We start from the raw sequence: 18,828 nt of genomic DNA on the forward strand, positions 1-18,828 counted from the left end.
GCAGGCCATCAACCAGATGTCTGTGGCTTACCCTGACCGCTTCGAGCCCTACCTCTAATAATCACGCCCCACACACAAACAACTTGACACGCTCTGGTGTGGAGATTACCTTTCAGTCCCAGAATATTGGGATGTTAGGTGTCTACCAAACGGGGGGTCAGGTCCTACACGCCCAACGAGTAGTACGCCGCTACACCACCTCACGCCCACGCACTGATGCCGGACGCACCATCTACCAACTAGCACTAAAACTAACCACCATCACCACACTCGATGACGCTGCCACCTGGGGTGCACAACTCCATGAATTCTCCTCCCTCTACCGCACCTGGATGAACGAAAAGACCAAGGTCAAAGATCCGACCACAGGCCGCTGGACAAGCACCTGGACACATGCAAATGTGCGCAAGGCATACAACAGCCTTAATCACTTATGGCGCAGTAACCTGCTGTTTGTCTACCTCGACCCACCCGACAACGTGCTAGATAAACACCGCATCAAATCCACCACCAACAGCCTCGAAGGCGGGATCAACGCACAATTAAAACTCCTCACGCGCACACATCGCGGCAGAANTGGTGAACACCAACGCCGAATGCTGGATTGGTGGCTGTACTTAAAGACAGAATTGCCTGACGATCCAGTAGACATCGCCAGGCAATCCAACTGGGGACAGGACCAACTCGCCAAAGTCTCACTCCTGACCCACAACGAGAACCCAGCCGACCACGAAACAGGACGACCAGCTCTCTACGACAACGCTATCGACACCGAGTACACACATTCAATCGGCATCCAAAAAGGCCAGATCTAACCCACCTACGACACGCCGACCCAGACACACATTTTGACCCTTAACCCACATTTTGACCCTTAACCCGAAAAATAAAAAAGGCAGTCAGTGAAAATTCACTGACTGCCTCGAATTTGTACCCCGTACGGGATTTGAACCCGTGTTACCGCCGTGAGAGGGCGGCGTCCTAGGCCGCTAGACGAACGGGGCATTAGGACGCAGATTGCTCTGCTGCTGGCCTACCTGGACTCGAACCAAGAATGACGGTACCAGAAACCGTTGTGTTGCCAATTACACCATAGGCCATCGTTTTTCACTGCCTGGGTTTGTTCTCCCTTGCTGTGAACAACGGTGATAACTATAACCAGAATCCCAACAGAACGACAAATCGGCTGCTCAGGCACCTAAAATGACGCGTATGTAATTCGGTTATAGTCATCGTCGTGAAGCGCTAAATCAAGCTGGCTTACTCAGCTGCTTGGTACGGGGTCTGCTCGCGGGCGGACTTGAGGCGGTTAAGCGTCGATTCGCGGCCCAGCAGCTCCATGGACTCAAACAGCGGTGGTGAGACAGCCTCGCCAGAAATACCAACGCGCAAGGCGCCGAAAGCCACGCGTGGCTTCAGGCCGAGGTCCTCGATGAGCGCCTTGGACAGCGCTGCCTCGATCGCAGGGGTGGTCCACTCCCCCTCGCCCAGCGCCTCTAGAGCCGCGATGCCAGCGTCCAGAGGTTCGATCGCGGTGTCCTTGAGGTTCTTCTTCGCGGCCTTCTCGTTCAGCTCCAGATCCTCGTCGGGGGTGACCAGGAACTTCAGCAGGCCGTAGGCGTCGGAAAGCACCTTAATGCGGGTCTGGACAAGCTCCGCTGCCACGGTGAACTTTTCAGCCGGGTAATCGGCTGGGAAGTCGGTGTACTCGGTGAGGTAAGCGCGCAGGCGCTGCTCGAAGTCGGCCGGCTCCAGCATGCGGATGTGGTCGGCGTTGATCGCCTCCAGTTTCTTCTGGTCGAAGCGGGCGGGGTTGCCCAGCACATCGTTGATGTCGAAGGCGGCGACGAACTCGTCGACAGTGAAGATATCCTGATCAGCGGACAGCGACCAGCCCAGCAACGCCAGGTAGTTGATCATGCCCTCGGGGATGATGCCGTTGTCGCGGTGGTTGAACAGGTTGGATTCTGGGTCGCGCTTCGACAGCTTCTTATTGCCCTGGCCCATCACGAAAGGCAGGTGGGCTAATTCCGGGGTGAAGTCGGTGACCCCGATGCGCTGCAGGGCCTCATACATCGCCAGTTGACGCGGGGTGGATGAGAGCAGGTCTTCGCCGCGCAGGACGTGGGTGACCTGCATCAGGGCGTCGTCGACAGGGTTGACCAGGGTGTACAGCGGTGCGCCATTGGATCGCGCTACCACGTAATCCGGTTGGGTCTCTGCCTTGAATTCCATGTCGCCGCGCACGAGGTCGTGCCACGCCCACGTCTTGTCCGGCATGCGCAGGCGCCAGACGGGCTTGCGGCCCTCAGCCTCAAAGGCGTCGATCTGCTCTTGGGTGAGGTCGCGGTCGAAGTTGTCATAGCCCAGCTGTGGGTTGCGGCCGGCGGCCTTGTGGCGCTCTTGGACTTCCTCATTGGTCGAGTATGCCGGGTAGACCTCACCGGCATCGATCAGCTTCTGCAGGATGTCCTTGTAGATATCCATGCGCTGGGACTGGCGGTACGGCTCATGCGGTCCGCCTACCTCCACGCCTTCGTCCCAGCCCATGTTGAGCCAGCGCAGCGATTCAATGATCGCCGAGTAGGACTCCTCGGTGTCTCGTGCAGCATCGGTATCTTCGATGCGGAAAATCAGTTTGCCACCGGTGTGGCGGGCGTAGGCCCAGTTGAACAGTGCGGTGCGCACCATTCCCACGTGGGGGGTGCCGGTGGGTGAGGGACAAAATCGAACGCGTACTTCAGTCATGGCCCCTATGCTACCGCGTGCGATTGCCCCGCCCGTGTTCACCATTCCCGCTGGAGCACGCGACTAATCCTTCTGTTCAGTCGCGCGTCGCAGCCCGCGGGCCTCCCCTAGCGCCATGGCAAATTTCAATAGCCCGACCAGCAACGCGATAATGCCTGCGCCAAGCACCGCCCCTTCGACGAAGCGGTCCTGCTGAGCGGCCACGGCCTGGTGCGGTTCGGTCTCCGGCGCGGCTTGGAGCGCGCTTATCGACGATTGCCCCTGCCCCGCTTCCACCTGGGGTTCTTCAACCAGCTCTTCTGTTTCTTCTCCGGTCTCGGTTTCTTGCGTTCCACCACTCACCGGGGCCGTACCTCCTGAGGCGGCCCCTCCTGCAACACTGCTGCCGCCCGTTGCCGGAGCATGGCTCGTCCCTACCGGCGCTGATGCGGATTGTGGGGCTGATGCTGCAGGCGGTGCCACGGCCGCGGCACTTGAAGGAACCGCTGCGCTCGCGGCAGCCTGCGCCTGCAGGGTTTTCTCCCCGTGCTTGCGGGCCGCTTCACGATTCGTTTCGCGGCGCTTGTCGTTGTCAGCTTGCTTCGCCTGCTTGTTCAGCTTCTCGGCAGCGGCGTCGAGCTTCTTCATCTCGCTGTTCCACTCCAGGATGTCGGCGCGGATCGCCTCGGGCGATTGATCTGCCCACGCGTCCCAGGCCTGCCACGATTCTTCGGATAGCAACGCCTTCCCGAAACGCGCCCCGAACGCTAGCGAGGAGGAACTGCTTTCCGAGCTCAGCACCAACTCACCCTGGTAGTCACCGGGTTCAGTGGCTGAAATTTCCACAGAGCCATCGTCGTCGGTCTCCACGGTCAGTGTGCCCGGGCCCTCAGACTCGGTCAGTTCAACGCGGTCCGGCTCGCCTTCCACGTCTCCCACCGGGACCAGGGAGGCTTCGATCGTCGTACCGTCCGCGGTGAAGAGGGCGACATCGTGCAGGCGATCGTCGTCAAGCGCGAAGACCTCACACCCGTCATCGTGACAAACAATGGCGAGCTGAGGTTCAGGTGTCTCGGCGCCCGCCCCAGGCATGACGCTCAGCGTAAGCCCGCCGGCTAAAAACAAAGCAATAATCTTTCTCATGCCACTGCCTCCTGTCGTACCGGTCGCCCCGTTGATTCGCGCGCTGCCGTCACCAACCACGTCACGGCGAAGATCGCGGTGATCGTGAGAACGATGGTTGCGCCGGCAGGAAGATCGATCGCCCACGCGAAATAGATACCTGCGATGGACCCCACCGCGCCGATCGCGCATGCCAGCCACATCATCGTCGACAGAGTGTTGGTGAGCAGCCGCGCGGTGGCTGCCGGGGTGACCAGCAACGCCAGTACCAAAATATTGCCGATCGTGCGCACGCTAATCACCACCGCGAAGGTGACCGCGAGGTACAAGACCACATCCAGCAAGAACACGGGAAGGTTCATTGCGCGGGCGGTCTCTCGGTCAAGAGCCACCGCGGTCAGCTCGCGGGAGGATGCCACAATCACCGCCACGATGAGCGTGCCGACGATCGCCGCCACCGTAATATCTGCATTCGTCACACCAGTGATGGATCCGAACAGGAAACTGGACAGGCTTGCGGTATAGCCCTCCACGCGCGAAATGATCACCAGCCCCAAAGCGAAAGCGGCCGCGAACAAAATGCCGATCACCGTGTCTTCTTTAATTCGGCGGCGCTGGGACAGCACAGCGATGAGGATCGCCACCACACCGCCGGCGACCGCACCACCGGCCAACACCGACACCTGGAGCGCGAACGCCACCGCGATACCGGGAAACACGGAGTGCGCCACCGCGTCGCCAATAAAGGCCATGCCGCGCAGCACCACATGGGTACCCACAACGCCACACACTGCAGACGCGATCATGGAGATCAGCAACGCCTTCGGTAAGAATGCCAGCGACGGGTTGGTCAGGTCGGCCAAGAAATCAACAACGCTAATCACAGGTGCGCTCCTACGGTGGTCAGCAAGGGCGACGTCGCAGACACACCGAAGGTGTCCATCCACACGTCGGGATCGCGCAGGGTGCCCGGCGCGCCGTCGGCGACGATCTGCCCGTTGAACAGCACCAGGCGGTGGCATGAGTGCATGGCTTCGGCCAGGTTGTGTGTGCTCATGATGATGGCTACGTCTTGTGCTGCCAGATTGGAGAATAGTTCGAGCAGTTGCTCTGAGCTGGGCAGGTCGAGTCCGGTGAAGGGTTCGTCGAGAAGCAATACCGCAGGTTCGGTGGCAAGGGCGCGAGCCATGAGGACGCGTTGGCGTTGTCCGCCGGAGAGTTGTCCGATGGGGCGATCGGCCAGCGGGGTGAGGTTGACCCGTTCGAGGGCGCGGGCTGTGGCTTCATAGTCGGTTGCGGTAAAGCGGGCGCGGCGTGTGCGTCCGTTGAGCACGCAGTCGTGGACGTCGATGGGAAACTCCCACGCAAATTCGTGGCGTTGGGGCACGTATCCGATGCGTTCGCGTCGTGCGGTGGAGCGTGTGTGCTTATCGACGATGACCTGGCCGCTACGGATTGGGATCAGGCCGAGGATGGCTCGTAACAAGGTGGTTTTGCCGGCGCCGTTGGGACCGACGAGGCCGACGAACTCGCCGGCGTCCACGGTCAGGTCGACGCCTTTGACTACTGCGCGTCCGGAGAGGTCGACTTCGAGGTTGTGTACTTCTAGCACTCCCATTATTTGTCCTCCTTGAGTGCTGCGGCGGCCTGTTTGCGTTTGGAGTTCTTCGAGCCCACGGCTGCAGCACCGATGGCTGCGAGTACGCCCACCACCGCAAGGCCGATGCCGATCCAAACGACGGGGAGTTCGCTGTCCTGGCTCTCGGCGCTCTCAGCGTCGGTGTCGCCCACGGTGTCACTGTCAGTCCTGGTGCCTGAGGAGGTGTCCCAGCTTGTTGCGAAGGCCTCCTCGGGCGCGGTGTTTCCGACGGCGAAGCGGACCACGCGCTCGTCGATACGCTCGGTTCCATCGACCAGAGGGACGACCACGCGGATGCCCACCAGGTGCACGCCTGGCTCTGTGAAGACCCAGTTGGCGTGCGTGTGGGTGTTCATGTCCACGAACAGGGGCTGTGTGCCTTCGGCGGCAGAGTTCCACAAAACCTGTGGTGGCTCGAACCCGCCGTTTTGCAGAAAGAGGCTGAACTGGCCGGGACCTTGGTGGCCGGCGAACTCGAGGGTAACTCCCCTGTCGATGTCCAGGCTCTGCAGCGATGGGGCTTGGGTGTTCCAGCCCAGCCATGGCAAGGAGGCAACTTCCGTCTGGGGTACTGCCCACACGGTGTCGCCTGGTTGGGCGCCGGTGAAGTCGAACTCATTTCCGGCTTCCTCTGGGAGTGTTTGGGCGCTCGCCTGCCCGACCTCAAAGACGACATCATCGATACTGCGCCACACCGGCGGGACCGAGGTGTCGTCGCGGGCCAGGAATTTTAGCTCGCCGTCGATGACTTGGGGGCCGAGGTCCACGTGCCCAGCGCTGATCACAGTGCGCTCGCCTTCGGGTGCGATCTGTTCGTCGGCCTCGACGGTTTGCTGCAGGCCGGGATCGGTCTGCGCGGTGGCAGGGGTGGCGTGCATGAGAGTGGTGCTCACGGCCAAGAGGGTGGTGGCGCACAGGGTGGCCAGAAGTCGTGTGGTCATCAGTGGTCCTTCCTTGAGTTTCCGGTGCCAAGGCAGCGTTCGAAAGTCTCGGCGTTGGCGGTCATCAGTTCGATATAGCTGTTCACTGGTCCTCCTTCAGGATCGAAGGTGTCGCCGTAGATGGGGCAGGTGGCAATGCCCAGCCGATCGGCCGTCAGCGAGAGTTCGGTCTCACGCATGGCCTGCGCGGGCTCCAGGAACACGGCGGGCACGTGCAGGTTCTGCAGGGTGCGGGTAAGCGCAATCAGGTCACGTGGGCTGGGTTCGATGTCCGGGTTCGGCGTGACAAAGCCTGCGACCTCCAAGCCATAGATCTCGTCCAGGTAGGCGTAGCCGTGGTGGGTGGTCACCAGGTTGCGGTTAGTTGGCGGGATTGCGTCGACAGCACTACGCATCGTCTGGTCCACCTGTTCAAGCTGGGCGATATAGGCGTCCGCGTTGCGGTGATAGGCAGCCGCCCCGGCGGGATCGACCTGGCTGAGCGCATCACGAATGACCTGCACCATGGCCACCGCGTTGGGCACCGAGTGCCACACGTGCGGGTCAACTTCACCGTGGACGTGTTTGCCCAGCACCGCCTGCGGCAGCACATAGGTCTCATCGCCCGGGTTGCCCAGAAAGCGGTAGGCGGGCTCGCCCGGAATCTCTTGGAGAGTGCTCGTCGGCACGGCGATCACGGTGTCGGCGGGGTCGTAGCGGTGCCGCGTTTCGGTTCCTTCCGGCGCATCGCCCACCAGCAGGATCTCTTCAGAATCCGCATCGACTGTCACATCGACATGGCCTGCATCAATCACAGGTTTTCCCAGCGTGGTCGGATCCACGCCAACTGCCACAGTGATGGTCGTGGACCCCACTGGCACGGGTTGATCGTCGGCACGCGCACGCAGATCCGCAGAAAAATCCAACTCATAGACTCCGGGCTGGCTAAAGGCCCAGCTCACGTGCGTGTGCGCGTTGGGTGCAAGGAGGGCCACGTCCTCGTCGTTAAGCCCGTCGCGCGAATTGAAGTACACCTCGGGTGTGCCGAACGTGCCCGTCACATAGGCGCTGGCCGCGCCGGGCCCGCGCACGTCGGTGGCCCGCAGCGCGATGTCGCTTGTCGACGATCCCCCGTGCGCCTGGCCGTAACCGTCGACGCGCATGCCTAGCCACACAGTGTCCAGGGCCACGTTTTCTACCAGCGCGATGTGCTGGCCGCCGTGGCGGGAGATGTCGTCGGCCACCTCGATGACTGGCGTGGACTCAGGCACTGTGGCCTGCACCGTGCGGCTGAGAGCCTGGGGTTCAAGGAGGAGCCCGTTGACCAGTGCAAGATCCGCATTGGCGATGTTGCGTACGCTGCGCAGGGTCGGCTCGAAGGTGTGTGGATCCGACCCGTTAGGGATGATCTGCGTGACCCGCGCCTGGTCACCTGCAACGTTGCGTGCGAGGTCGGCGACGATCGGGGTGGTGGCCACCACGTCGGTGATCTCATCGGTGCGCGATGGTTGCGCCGCAGTACTCGCCGTACAGCCGGCGAGCACGCTGGCGCAGGCCACCAGGCCAAGAATTGCTGATGCGCGCACTAAAACTCCTGGCGAATTCGCGCGGAGTAGATGTAGCTAGCGCCGAGCACGATGACACCGAGCCCCAAGATCCCCAGCGCAGCAGTCATGCTTGTCACGCCAGTGTCTGCCAGCTGGCCGCCGCTTGACGACGATCCCCCACCGGCCGCGCCACCACCGGTGCCGCCACCGGTGCCGCCAGCCCCGCCACCAGCACCGGCGCAGCTGCCTTCCGGATCGATGACTGCGCCGAAATCGAAGTGGCCGTCGTCGGCATTGCCGGAGCCCCCGACGTTGAAAGTCAAGGTGGCTGCTTCGCTGACCTTTCCGCCATCTTTCAGCGTGGCGGATTGAGTGATCCCCACCTTGTAGGTGCCGGGCTTGCTGAAGACCCAGTTCGGGTGCACGTGCGTATTAGCAGGCACGGTGTGGCTGCCCGAAGGCTTGCCCGGCGTGGCCGTGAACCATTCCTCACCGACCACCTGGCCAAGGTTGCCCTGTGTGTATACCGCCATGTTGCCAGGGCCTTCGAAGCTGGTCAGCTCCCACGTCACTTCACCGGTGGTGTGTTCGATCAGCGAAGGGTGCTGCGTGTTCGCGCCCAGCCATGGCACACCGGGGACCTGTGTGGATCCGATCATGTGCACCGGCCCGGGTTGGACCGGCCCGATCGCCATCGGCAGATCAGTCTGCGCGGCACTGCCGAGTCCGAAGGTCAGCTCGCTTGGCTGTACCCACGTGGCTGGCTGCTGGCGGTCATCTTTGACCATGGGGCGCAGCGCGGGCGTGCATTTCTGTGCGGGTGTGCTTGTCGACGAACCCTGCTGCGGCTGCGCCTGTGACTGCTTCTGGGGCGCTGCCGAAGTTACGGGTGTACTGCCGTTGAAGCTTTTGCTCTTTGGCGCAGTCGCGGTGCTAGGTGTTTCATTTAGTTGCGTGGTGGAATCAGAGCTTGGCGTGCTGCCAGACTCCCCGACCGTCCAGGTGTAGGTGGCGAGGTTGGATTCCGCGTGGCTGCCTGACTTATTCACGCCGGTGGCCTGAACGACCATCCTGTAGCTGCCCGGCTGGGTAAACGCCCAGTTGGTGTGCACGTGCGCAGGCGATTCCTGGCGGATGGTCGAGCCACTGGTCAACTGCGTATCCCCGGAGGTCAGCGGGGACTGCCCGCCACCGAACGCCCCGGAGATCCACATGTGAATATCGCCAGGACCTGTGACCTCGAGGAAGTTGATGTCCACCGCCCCGAAGTCCTCCTGTGCACCCAAGGTGTCCCACCCTGGCCAGATGAGGTTCTGATCCTGCGACTGTGGCAGGAAGTATGCGGGCTCGCCGATGATCCCAGCCGTCTGCTCCGTCCACGCATCCTCCTTGACGTGGAGCACCACATCGGCAGGGTCACGTCGGACATGCTGACCGGTGACATCTTCCTTTAAGTCCAAGGTGAGCTGCCCATTCTGGCTGGTCACGTTGAACGCGTCGACGTGGCCGGTGTCGAAGGTATGCGTCTGTGCTCGCGCCTGCGGAAGCGGGATAAGCATCAGCGCCAGAAGAAGCGCTCCCATAAGTGGCACAAGTCTGCGTGGCAGTATCGCGCCACGATTCAATCTGTTCATCCCATCCTCCATTAATGAAACTCATTCCCACCCCACACTATTGCTAACGACGTTCATTACCAATCATTGACGGAACCCTCCCGCCCCCAAAAAGGGGGAGTCACCCCTCCCTGACGTGCAGTGATTCGACAGAAAACTCTTATTGAGATCAGGATTCATTAATCTACTTGTAAACCTACTGAAAGGACTTTTCATTATGAGACGGATTTCTCGCCGCTCACTGACCATCGCTACAGCAACGGCACTCACCTTCACCGGCATCACCGCCCCCACCACATTCGCGGCAGACTTCGGCCCGAAATCGACACCAGACACCCAGAAGACCTGCGACGACAAGCTGCTGTTGGACTACGGCCACATCGACATTCAGATGCTTCTCGACGAGAACAACGATGTCGACGTAAAAATCAAGGATGAAACGGCAATCCATGGCAGCCCTCTGGAGAATCGCGATCTGGACGATATCCTCGTCGGCATCTATGACAACGCCCTTTTTAAGCCTGTTTCCTACCTCAAAACCGAGCCGTACAAGTTCGTGGGCGATCAGGAATCTCCGTTCTACTACCTGCCGCTAGTACAAAAGCACGACATCCTGTGGCCTGGCTACAACACGATGGGCGTTGATTATGACAAATTCGACGGCCCCATCGACCTTCATCTGAAGCCGAAGAACATCCCTGCAGGTGCGTCCTACGGTCTGTTCACGGACGGTGCTTGGGGTGCGCCCGGCGAAGTGCTGGTGGATTCAACCAAACAGGACTACACCATCAACACCACCTACGCTGCCCACGTGCACTCGCATTGGGCGTTCTCTCACCCCGGTGTATATGAACTCGAGGTGTCTTACTCCGGCACGTTGAAGGACGGCACCAAAGTCTCGTCGGAAGGCGACACCCTGACCTTCCTCATTGGCGATGATGCCGTGAACACCTGCCTGAACCCGGCACTTCAAGAAGAACCGGACGCTCCCGAGCCGGACGCTCCGCAGCCTGACAAGGATGAAGACAGGGACGATCCGCAAAAGAACAACGCGGGCTCCAGCACCACAGCCATCGCCATTTCTGCGGTGGCCGCCGTGTTGCTCGCATTGGCAGGTACCCTCGCCGCCCTCGGTGGACCATTGCGGGAGCTAGGGAAGCAGTTCAATCTGCCTTTCTAGGATCCTGGACGCTTGAACTTTCCCCTCCCAGTTCAAGCGGCCACGGCCCACAGTTTCGGCACTGATAGGCATAAAGCTAAACTGTTTTCTTATGTGTGCCAATCGACCGTCAACCGCGCCCGACTTCTTACTGTCGCGCGCGCACGGTTCTGTACGCACCCAAGGCTGCCAACACGCATTCACCGTCACATGGGACGCCATCGAAGCCCTCAACAAGGGCGAAGTAGAGATGGTCGTCGGCGCGCTTCCTTTCGACAAGGATGCGCCGGCGGCACTGACCGTCCCCGTGAACATCATTCGTGAATCCGGAACCCTCGAGCCGCACCCCTACTACAGAGTTGGCGAGGGCTCGTCGTTAAGCGCAAGCGTGTATGGCTTTGACCCGGAGCCTTCCGAACATTTACGACGAGTGGAAGCCGCCGTGGAGACGATCCGCAGCTCACTGCTGGAAAAGGTCGTTCTTGCCCGCGCAGTTGATATTGAATTCGATCCGCCGGTGGATCCGCGTTTGGTTGCCGCGCGCCTGATCGATCTGTCCTATACCCGCGATGGATTCATCGCTGATCTGACACCTTCCGGGAAGCGGGGCCACATGTTTGTCGGCTCCTCCCCCGAGGTCCTCGTGCGCCGTAAGGGCAATCGCGTGACCTCTTATCCGCTGGCGGGCTCCGCGCCGCGCAACTTCTACGACGCGGATGCCGACGCCGCCGCCGGCCAGGCCCTCGCCAACTCGGCAAAGGACCACGAAGAGCACGCGTATGTCGTCGAGCACATACGACGAATCCTGGAACCGCTGTGCTCTGATCTGCAGATCGCTGAACGCCCCCAGTTGGACCGCACGAATGAGATGTGGCACTTGGCCACGCCGATTGAAGGTGTGCTGAAAGACCCTGCGCCGAACGCTTTGGAGTTGGCTAGCCTGCTCTACCCCACCCCAGCGGTGTGCGGAACCCCGAGTGACGCTGCTGAGGCGCTTATCGTCACGGCGGAGTCTGATCGTTCTTTCTATGCCGGTACGGTCGGCTGGTGCGATGCGTCCGGTGACGGCGAATATATGGTGGCGATCCGCTGCGCCGAAGTTAACGAGGCAGGCACGATGGCACGGGCGTGGGCCGGCGGTGGCCTGGTCGCGGATTCGGACCCAGAGACCGAACTCGAGGAAACCACGGCGAAGCTGCGCACCATCATGCGCTCGCTGGGGCTCTGATTCAAGGTTGCACAGTCACGCCGCTAAGTTGTAGTGGCAAGTTCTGCGGGGGCTGGACGATTGTGTCAGGATGAGGGGTGCCGGTGAAACGTACTCGGGGGGGAAGGGTCATGAAATTCAGAATCGGTGCTGTTGTTGTAGCGCTGTCGTTGCTGCTGCCTTCATGTTCGGCGGGCAGTGACGCGGAGCCTGCCGCTGCCGTGACCGAGGTTGTTACTGAGGTCGTCGAGCCGGAGACCGAAGCTGAGACTGTCGATGCGTTTCATTTTGAATCCGTCACGTTGGAGCTTGGGTCATTCGATCCGTTCGAGGTCTATCCAGACGTCTTCGACCCATGCCAGGAAATTTCTGACGAAGAATTCGCTGAGTTGGGCTATATGACCGACGGGGTGACGGTGCCGTATCACGAAGCAACACACTTAACATGCATTTTGCATCCCATTGATGGAGGCTCACAAGGCGCAGTTTTCTTGTCTGGAAATATCGTTACTCGGGAGGATATTTTCGAGCAGACAGAAATCCTAAATGACCAGCATTCAAAGATATATCCTGACATGCTGTTTTACCAAGCGGACAAATCCCTTGGAAATAGCTGCAGCGCAGCCATTTCGACGGTTCGAGGCCACGTCATTGCTGGATCTGCGGACACTCTAAATAGCAAAGAAGTCCGAGCGCATTGTGAAATCGCCAAAACTGTTATCGAGAATCTACCAAGGAGTTAATAATGGCTTTCGGGGGACAAAATCTAAACATCATTCCACACGATGTGGCGGCAGCCATTTCGAAACTGGGTGTACCCGCCACAGAATTTAAAGCGCTCTCCAGCACTTTTATAGAACCGACAGGTAGTGTGTTTACCTCTGTGTCAGGGTTGAAGGAGATGGGCGAATCACACAGTGGCGTCATCGATGACAAAGGGACACAGTCACGACGAGCATTCACCGACCGCTTCTCCAATAACGCAGCGCAGCTACGCCAAAAACCTCGTCGACGTCATCGAGGCAGGCACCCGGCCCATTTAGTTTCGACTGTAAGTTCTGCGAGGACCTTGCAACTGTGTCAGGATAATGGACGCCGGTGAAACATACTCGGGGGAAGGGTCATGAAGCTTAGAATTGGTACTGTTGTCGTTGCGCTGTCGTTGTTGCTGCCTGCTTGTTCGGTAGGTAGCGACGCGGAGCATGTCGCTGTCGAGACCGAGGTTGTCACCGAGGTAGTCGAGCCAGAGCCTGAAACTCAGACTGTCGATGCGTTTCATTTCGAATCCGGCACTTTGGAACTTGGGCCATTCGATCCGCTGGAGGTCTACCCGGACGTATTCGACCCATGCCAAGAAATCTCTGATGAAGAATTCGCAAAAGCAGGACTTGAGACTGACGGGGTGACGATTCCGCAGGGTAATTATTCCGCACTTTACTGTGTGGGCACTCTTGAGCATGACCCAGCGAAATATGGAATCTTGATCGGAGGAAGCGCTACTGGCAAGACCACGATCGAATCACAGGCGACGGTAATTGACGAAAATGCCTCGTCAAAAATTCCTAACGTTTTCCTCTTTATAGAAGACGACTTCGGGAGTAACAACTGTAGCGCAGTTGTCTCTACTAACCGGGGAAATTTCAGTGTTCTTTTTTCGGATGGAGTTCAGAAATTGGAAAGCTTACAACACTGCAAAAATGCGATCCTAACACTGGAAAAACTGCAAGAGGGATAAAACATAATGACAATCGGGGGAAACAATTTACATATGACGCCGTCCGACCTCGCGGCGGCAATTTCAAAACTCGAGGTAGCGCCTACAACTTTCGCCGCCGCAGAAGGAAGCGCTACCCTTCCTCTCGGTGTTTTGTTCACTAGCGTCTCGGGGCTGAAAGAGATCGGTGACTCACACAGTGGGGTCATCAATGACAACGGTGCCGAGTCACAGCAAGCGTTTGCCAACCGCTTCTCCAATATTGCAGCACAACTACGCCAGAACCTCGTCGATGTCATCGACGCAGACACCAACATCAGCCAGCTGATCGGGGCCGTCGGACTACGCTCCGACGGAGCAGAACTACTGACCAAGAACCACGTCGCCGATATCGTCGATACAGAAACCACACCATTTGCAATCACCCCACCAGGTGTTGCCCATCCAGGCTCACTTCCAGCACTGGCAGCACAGTACAGCGCCACCAACTACGGCGTTCCGACATCGATGACAGGTCATTGGGACGCATTGTCCGCAAAAGTCGCTAACGCAGCCGACTCACTCAACGGCGTGATCGCTGACTTAGATAGTTCCGCAGATACCCAAGCAATCGCGAATGCGATCACCACGATTCGTACTCTGCAAAGCGCTGGGGCTGTGTTTGCTGCCAACACCACAACAATGGGTGCGACCACCACCAACCTCGGCACCGGCAGCCTTGCTTTAGGCCAACAAGTCATGGCTGCAGCCAAAGCCCACGCGATTCTATTAGCAACCCGCCCCGATGCCGCTGCAGCATTCGAGCAAGCCTACCTGGCGTCCTACCCGGCAACTGTTGCTGCAGCACTGCCACCTGCGATTCCACCCATTACCCAACTACTGCCCTCTGCACTTGATCCGTCTGGGCTGTCAGCAGGAGGTGTTGGTTCGATTGGTGAATCCGCAGGGGCCCGCCTCAACGCATGGCAGGACATGCCTCTGCCGTCAGTCGTTCAAGAAGCAATGGAACATATCGGTATGGCCGAACAGGCCCGGATGCGCAGCCCTCAGCAGTTAGCTGAAGAGTTTCAACGGGCGGGTATGGATGACCTCAATGCGCTTGTGGCAGGAGCAACCCCGACCTCAACTGCGTCTGTTGCGGCCCCGAGTATGCCACCCACGCTCAACTCGGGAGCACATTCTGGTCTCGGTGGACCAGGTGTCGCAACACCTGGTGCCCCACCGACGGGAACGGTTCCACAGATTAACCCAACAAGTGTGGGTGCAGCCGGTGTGCCAACAACTGCTGCTGGTGCTGCGTCACGGCCTGGCGGTGTAGGTACCGGCGGTGTGGGCCATGGCCTGGGTACCGCGGTGCCTGGCAGCATGGCAGGTGCTGGACGCGGGGTGGGAAACACAGGTGGTACAGCAGGTTTCGGTAGTCACGGTCGTGCCGGGGCGCCCGGCACGTCAGGAATCAGCGGCGGATACGGAACAGGCGGTCGCGGTCTGACAGGTTCCGGCAGCATGCCAGGTGCGCCAGGCCTGCCGGGTGCGTCGGGGATGTCTGGTTCGCAGGGCGCTCTCGGCGGGGCCGGCCCGCACGGTGCGGTAGGCAAACCAACACCTCACGCAGCCCCGGGTGCTGGCTACGCCGGTGCCGCAGGCCACGCTAGCTCTGCCGGTCATGGCGGCAATCAGAGCCGTGGTGGGGTGCCGATGGGCGGGATGATGGGTGCCGGCCGGGGCGGAAACCAGCATGGTGGTACATCGAATTCGGTACGCGGAATCAAAACAAGCGCGGTGGAACGCGAAGGCAACCTCAAAGCGCTCCTCGGTGAAGGCCCTGAGGTGATTCCGGGTGTCATCGGGGCGTGGGTCCGCGAACCACGCCCCGACCGCTAAAGGCGCTGAGCACCCAGACCCCGATACCGCGGGCTGTACTCTTAGGCGCGCTCGACGGGGTTGCCCAAAATGCCCAGGCCTGGGATCTCTACCTCAATGTAGTCACCAGGCACCATGGCGGCGGTTCCTGCCGGGGAGCCGGTGCAGATCACATCACCAGGCAGCAAGGTCATCGACGCCGTGATGAACTCGATGATCTCCCCAAAGCTCATGATCATCTGCTCAGAGTTGGAGTCCTGCAAAGTCTTGCGCTCACCGTCATGGGTCAGGTGCGCCTTGATTGGCAGGTTGTCCAGCTCAAACTTGTCCAGGTCCGTCTCAATCCACGGGCCCAGCGGGCAGAACGTATCGATGCCCTTCGCACGCGCCCACTGGTGATCAGCAAACTGCAGATCACGCGAAGACACATCGTTGACAATGGTCACGCCGCGGATCACGCTACGCCAGTCCTTCGCCTGCACATTCTTGCACGGCGTGCCAACGACCAGCGCCAACTCACCTTCAAACTCCACCTTCGTGGCAAAGTCCGGAATCTTAATTGCTGCCTCAGGGCCAACAACGGCTGTCGGGGGCTTCAAGAACAGGGTCGGCGGCAGGTGCTCAGCCGACTCCTTAAAGACCTCCAAAACGTGGTCCGCGTAGTTGCGGCCGATGGCCACAATCTTGCTGGGCAGCATCGGCGCCAACAAACGGACCTCGTCCAGGTTCCACTGCTTCCCCGTGTATTCAGGTTCAGTAAATGGTGTTCCTGCAATCTGCTTGGCGGTCGTCGCGTCATCATCGATAACCGCGAACGTCATTCCTTCTGGTGTGGCAATTCGTCCAAAACGCATGTGCTGTAGCTTACACCACCACTACCGTTGCTCCTGATGGGCGGTGATCGCCAGGTACACCTCCGCGCACGCGATCGCATCGGTCAACGCATTGTGGTTCCGATAGGCCGGCAGCCCATAACGCTCACGCACCCGAGCCAGTCGCAGATCCTCGCCACGCGGATAGGCAGCCATGCGCTCCATGTGGCGGCGCTCCATCGCAAAAGTGTCCACCACTTCGTCCTCATGAAACTTCCAGGCCGAACCATGCACGCGCTTATGCAGCTGCGAGAGAAAACCAGTCTCCATCTGCGCGAAGTGCGCCAACAGCCGCCTGCCTTCCAGTGCTTCCTGCACCGCCGCGAGCACCTCCTCGGCGGGGCGTCCGTCACGGGCAACATCATCGTCGGTCACGCCGTGCACTGTGGCCGAGTCCCCCACCACCGCACCTTCTACGACGAGGTACCCAGCCTTCCCCAGCTCAATCACACGATCAGTCACCGGCACCCACCCCACCGACACCAGCTGGTCGCGGCCTGGTTTCAACCCCGTGGTTTCCACATCGATAGCGAGGAAGTGATCGTCGATAAGCGTGCGCTTGGCCCCACGCTGAAACAGGCCGAACATCAGATCGTCCTCACAGGATACTTCGAGGCCAGCGCGTTCTGCATCGACTTGACCACACCGAACGCATCGCGCAAATTATCACGATCGCGCGAGGACAACTTGCTCGGCTCAATCCTGTAATCCGGGGTTTCCCCCGCCCGCACCTGCGCGGCCTGGTGGCGCACGGTCAGCGTCTGCAGGTACGCGAACGCGTCGAGCAGCTCGCTTGCGCCCTTCGTCGATACGCTATCGCCGGAAGCGGCTTCCAAACGCGCGCGCGTATCGACGACGGTTTGACCCGCCACGATCGCATACAGGCGCGCCATCTGCACAATTGCCGCGGTGCCACCCTTCTTGATGTCCAGCGTGGAGGCATAATCCCCAGAGCGCTCCACAACGAAACCGCGGAAGAAACCGATGGGTGGCTCGCGCCTGGCTGACAGCGCCGCTAGATGCGCATGCAGGCGGCGAGAACGGGCAGCGGCCCGCACCGCGTTCTCGTGCACCTGCTCCGCCAGCGATTCATCACCGGCGATCGCGCGCATGTCGAAGAAAATCTGCGCGTTCAGCAGGGCTTCTGCCTCAGGGGCTGTGACCCACCCGGTGAAGGTGTCGTTCCACTGGCTTGCGGTCATCCGCCAGCTCGGGTTGGAGGCCATCATGTCGCCCGGGCACAACTTCTGGCCGGCGGCACCAAGACCCTCGCACACGAAGCGGGTGAAGTCTGCGAAGTACTGGCCGTGAGCAGCCTCGTCGAAAGAATCATCCAGCACGAGCGCGTTGTCCTGGTCGGAGCCGGGGCCCATCTCCTTGCGCCCCTGGGACCCCACGGCCACAAACGCATAGGGAATCGGGGCGGGGCCGAACTTTTCTTCCGCAAGTTCGATAAGTCTTCGCGCGATGGTGTCGGCCACGCTGGACATCAGGCGGTGCGCTTCCTCCGCGCTGGCGCCGCGGTCAAGGAACTTGGACGCAACCTCGCCGGCACGTTCAAAGGCGCCACTCAGTTCGTCCAAGTCGGCGCGCGCAAGGTCGGCTGCCAGATAGATCGGGTCGGTCTGCAGCTGGCGGAAGATGTCACCGCTGGTCAAGATGCCATCAACACTGCCCGTGGCGCCAATGACCGGGAGGTGGTGCACGCCGAGTTCGCTCATCACCAGCATGGCCTCAAAGGTCAAGACCGATGCGTCGATGGTGCGCGGGTTCGTCGTCATCACCTCGGACACGGCGGTCTGCACAGGCAGGGCCTCAGCCACCACGCGCGTGCGCAGATCCTTATCGGTGAGAATTCCGACGATCGCCTCGCCATCGACAACGATGATGCTGGACACACGGCCCGCCGTCATCAAGGTGGCGGCCTCCTGCACAGTCGTCTCTGGGGCACAGGTCAGCAAAGACTGGCTACTGATCAGCTCCGCAATTGGGGTGCGCAGCACCTCCGCGGTGGCATCGTCGCGAATTTCATCAGCGGCGGCGCGGACCCGGTGCGACTGCGTGGTGAAGTAGCGCTCAAGGTCTGGGTGATCGTCGATAAGCGAAGTGAACGTCGCGCGGGGAATAGTCAGCAACAAGCTGTCCTCCACCGCGACCATGCGGTACAGCGATTCGGGCTCGCCCACCAGCGTGGAATAGCCGAAATTGCGGCCCGCGTCGCGACGATCAAGCAGTAACTCATCCTCGCTGACGATATCGACGGCACCGGAGCGGATCACGTACAACGTGTCGTTCACACTGCCGAGCGGCACGATCTCATCGCCGCGGCGGACATAAATAATGCCCATCTGTCCGGGCAACGCATCCAGGGTTGCTTCCGGAAGATAGGCAAAGGGTTCGTGGTCGGCGAGGAAACCGCGGACCTCGTCGAGTTCAACAGTCATA

General features: G+C 60.3%; 15 protein-coding genes, 2 tRNA genes and 1 pseudogene. 6 read left to right on the forward strand and 12 right to left on the reverse strand.

All coding sequences use genetic code 11. The features are described 5' to 3' along the window. Positions 1 to 161: 161 nt before the first annotated feature. Positions 162 to 815, forward strand: a pseudogene (locus B097_RS12275) (transposase family protein); the annotation flags it as partial. Between the two features lie 116 nt (positions 816 to 931). Here B097_RS12275 and B097_RS0101515 read toward each other — a convergent pair. The 9 genes from B097_RS0101515 to B097_RS12280 all read right to left on the reverse strand — a co-directional run bounded on the left by B097_RS0101515 (position 932) and on the right by B097_RS12280 (position 9,538). Continuing rightward, positions 932 to 1,004 (reverse strand) — tRNA-Glu (locus tag B097_RS0101515). Positions 1,005 to 1,028: 24 nt separating this feature from the next. Next, positions 1,029 to 1,100, reverse strand: a tRNA-Gln gene (locus B097_RS0101520). Between the two features lie 160 nt (positions 1,101 to 1,260). Then, a complete protein-coding gene (gltX, locus tag B097_RS0101525) occupies positions 1,261 to 2,748 on the reverse strand; it encodes a glutamate--tRNA ligase (RefSeq protein WP_026254221.1) in 1,488 nt (495 codons plus the stop codon). A 63-nt stretch (positions 2,749 to 2,811) separates the two neighbouring features. Next, entirely contained in the window at positions 2,812 to 3,870 is a 1,059-nt protein-coding gene (locus B097_RS0101530) for a hypothetical protein (RefSeq protein WP_018580770.1), read from the reverse strand. Beyond that, complete coding sequence (locus tag B097_RS0101535; protein ID WP_018580771.1) at positions 3,867 to 4,733, reverse strand: anchored repeat-type ABC transporter permease subunit; 867 nt, start codon at positions 4,731 to 4,733, stop codon at positions 3,867 to 3,869. The genes B097_RS0101530 and B097_RS0101535 overlap by 4 nt, the downstream gene beginning before the upstream one ends. After that, positions 4,730 to 5,467 carry an anchored repeat-type ABC transporter ATP-binding subunit gene (locus B097_RS0101540; RefSeq protein WP_018580772.1) on the reverse strand — a complete coding sequence of 246 codons (738 nt, stop codon included), beginning with the start codon at positions 5,465 to 5,467 and terminating at the stop codon, positions 4,730 to 4,732. The genes B097_RS0101535 and B097_RS0101540 overlap by 4 nt, the downstream gene beginning before the upstream one ends. Further along, a complete protein-coding gene (locus tag B097_RS0101545) occupies positions 5,467 to 6,429 on the reverse strand; it encodes a choice-of-anchor M domain-containing protein (RefSeq protein ID WP_018580773.1) in 963 nt (320 codons plus the stop codon). Before B097_RS0101545 ends, B097_RS0101540 begins: the two co-directional genes overlap by 1 nt. Then, positions 6,429 to 7,994, reverse strand: a complete 1,566-nt coding sequence (locus tag B097_RS0101550; RefSeq protein WP_018580774.1) for an anchored repeat ABC transporter, substrate-binding protein — start codon at positions 7,992 to 7,994, stop codon at positions 6,429 to 6,431. Before B097_RS0101550 ends, B097_RS0101545 begins: the two co-directional genes overlap by 1 nt. Continuing rightward, entirely contained in the window at positions 7,994 to 9,538 is a 1,545-nt protein-coding gene (locus B097_RS12280; protein ID WP_018580775.1) for a TIGR03773 family transporter-associated surface protein, read from the reverse strand. Before B097_RS12280 ends, B097_RS0101550 begins: the two co-directional genes overlap by 1 nt. Before the next feature lie 247 nt (positions 9,539 to 9,785). Between B097_RS12280 and B097_RS0101560 the strand changes: the two genes are divergently transcribed. The 5 genes from B097_RS0101560 to B097_RS13050 all read left to right on the forward strand — a co-directional run bounded on the left by B097_RS0101560 (position 9,786) and on the right by B097_RS13050 (position 15,532). Continuing rightward, a complete protein-coding gene (locus B097_RS0101560; protein WP_026254223.1) occupies positions 9,786 to 10,748 on the forward strand; it encodes a choice-of-anchor M domain-containing protein in 963 nt (320 codons plus the stop codon). Positions 10,749 to 10,839: 91 nt separating this feature from the next. Continuing rightward, the gene (locus B097_RS0101565) at positions 10,840 to 11,955 is read left to right on the forward strand and encodes an isochorismate synthase (protein WP_018580776.1); all 1,116 of its coding nucleotides are present in this window, start codon (positions 10,840 to 10,842) and stop codon (positions 11,953 to 11,955) included. A gap of 110 nt (positions 11,956 to 12,065) precedes the next feature. Continuing rightward, positions 12,066 to 12,677: a DUF3558 family protein gene (locus B097_RS0101570; RefSeq protein WP_018580777.1), complete on the forward strand. Its 612-nt coding sequence runs from the start codon at positions 12,066 to 12,068 to the stop codon at positions 12,675 to 12,677. A gap of 380 nt (positions 12,678 to 13,057) precedes the next feature. Next, positions 13,058 to 13,669: a DUF3558 domain-containing protein gene (locus B097_RS0101575; RefSeq protein WP_018580778.1), complete on the forward strand. Its 612-nt coding sequence runs from the start codon at positions 13,058 to 13,060 to the stop codon at positions 13,667 to 13,669. A gap of 33 nt (positions 13,670 to 13,702) precedes the next feature. After that, entirely contained in the window at positions 13,703 to 15,532 is a 1,830-nt protein-coding gene (locus tag B097_RS13050; RefSeq protein WP_147287129.1) for a hypothetical protein, read from the forward strand. Between the two features lie 41 nt (positions 15,533 to 15,573). Here B097_RS13050 and B097_RS0101585 read toward each other — a convergent pair whose 3' ends face one another. From B097_RS0101585 to B097_RS0101595, 3 genes are read right to left on the reverse strand one after another with little or no spacing between them, the layout of a single operon-like run. Next, a complete protein-coding gene (locus B097_RS0101585) occupies positions 15,574 to 16,365 on the reverse strand; it encodes a fumarylacetoacetate hydrolase family protein (protein WP_018580780.1) in 792 nt (263 codons plus the stop codon). A gap of 21 nt (positions 16,366 to 16,386) precedes the next feature. Further along, the gene (locus B097_RS0101590; protein ID WP_018580781.1) at positions 16,387 to 16,971 is read right to left on the reverse strand and encodes a 3'-5' exonuclease; all 585 of its coding nucleotides are present in this window, start codon (positions 16,969 to 16,971) and stop codon (positions 16,387 to 16,389) included. Next, on the reverse strand, positions 16,971 to 18,827 hold the full coding sequence (locus B097_RS0101595) for a DUF294 nucleotidyltransferase-like domain-containing protein (RefSeq protein ID WP_018580782.1): 1,857 nt from the start codon (positions 18,825 to 18,827) through the stop codon (positions 16,971 to 16,973). Before B097_RS0101595 ends, B097_RS0101590 begins: the two co-directional genes overlap by 1 nt. Position 18,828: the final 1 nt, after the last annotated feature.

It is taken from the genome of Corynebacterium pilosum DSM 20521 = CIP 103422 (genome assembly GCF_000373805.1).
Taxonomy (GTDB): Bacteria; Actinomycetota; Actinomycetes; order Mycobacteriales; family Mycobacteriaceae; genus Corynebacterium; species Corynebacterium pilosum.

Bases quoted from the DNA above. Each gene is read 5' to 3' on its own strand.
- gltX (WP_026254221.1), bottom strand. From the start codon at position 2,748: ATGACTGAAGTACGCGTTCGATTTTGTCCCTCACCCACCGGCACCCCC.
- B097_RS0101530 (WP_018580770.1), bottom strand. From the start codon at position 3,870: ATGAGAAAGATTATTGCTTTGTTTTTAGCCGGCGGGCTTACGCTGAGC.
- B097_RS0101540 (WP_018580772.1), bottom strand. From the start codon at position 5,467: ATGGGAGTGCTAGAAGTACACAACCTCGAAGTCGACCTCTCCGGACGC.
- B097_RS0101545 (WP_018580773.1), bottom strand. From the start codon at position 6,429: ATGACCACACGACTTCTGGCCACCCTGTGCGCCACCACCCTCTTGGCC.
- B097_RS12280 (WP_018580775.1), bottom strand. From the start codon at position 9,538: ATGGGAGCGCTTCTTCTGGCGCTGATGCTTATCCCGCTTCCGCAGGCG.
- B097_RS0101560 (WP_026254223.1), top strand. From the start codon at position 9,786: ATGAGACGGATTTCTCGCCGCTCACTGACCATCGCTACAGCAACGGCA.
- B097_RS0101565 (WP_018580776.1), top strand. From the start codon at position 10,840: ATGTGTGCCAATCGACCGTCAACCGCGCCCGACTTCTTACTGTCGCGC.
- B097_RS0101570 (WP_018580777.1), top strand. From the start codon at position 12,066: ATGAAATTCAGAATCGGTGCTGTTGTTGTAGCGCTGTCGTTGCTGCTG.
- B097_RS0101575 (WP_018580778.1), top strand. From the start codon at position 13,058: ATGAAGCTTAGAATTGGTACTGTTGTCGTTGCGCTGTCGTTGTTGCTG.
- B097_RS13050 (WP_147287129.1), top strand. From the start codon at position 13,703: ATGACGCCGTCCGACCTCGCGGCGGCAATTTCAAAACTCGAGGTAGCG.
- B097_RS0101585 (WP_018580780.1), bottom strand. From the start codon at position 16,365: ATGCGTTTTGGACGAATTGCCACACCAGAAGGAATGACGTTCGCGGTT.
- B097_RS0101590 (WP_018580781.1), bottom strand. From the start codon at position 16,971: ATGTTCGGCCTGTTTCAGCGTGGGGCCAAGCGCACGCTTATCGACGAT.
- B097_RS0101595 (WP_018580782.1), bottom strand. From the start codon at position 18,827: ATGACTGTTGAACTCGACGAGGTCCGCGGTTTCCTCGCCGACCACGAA.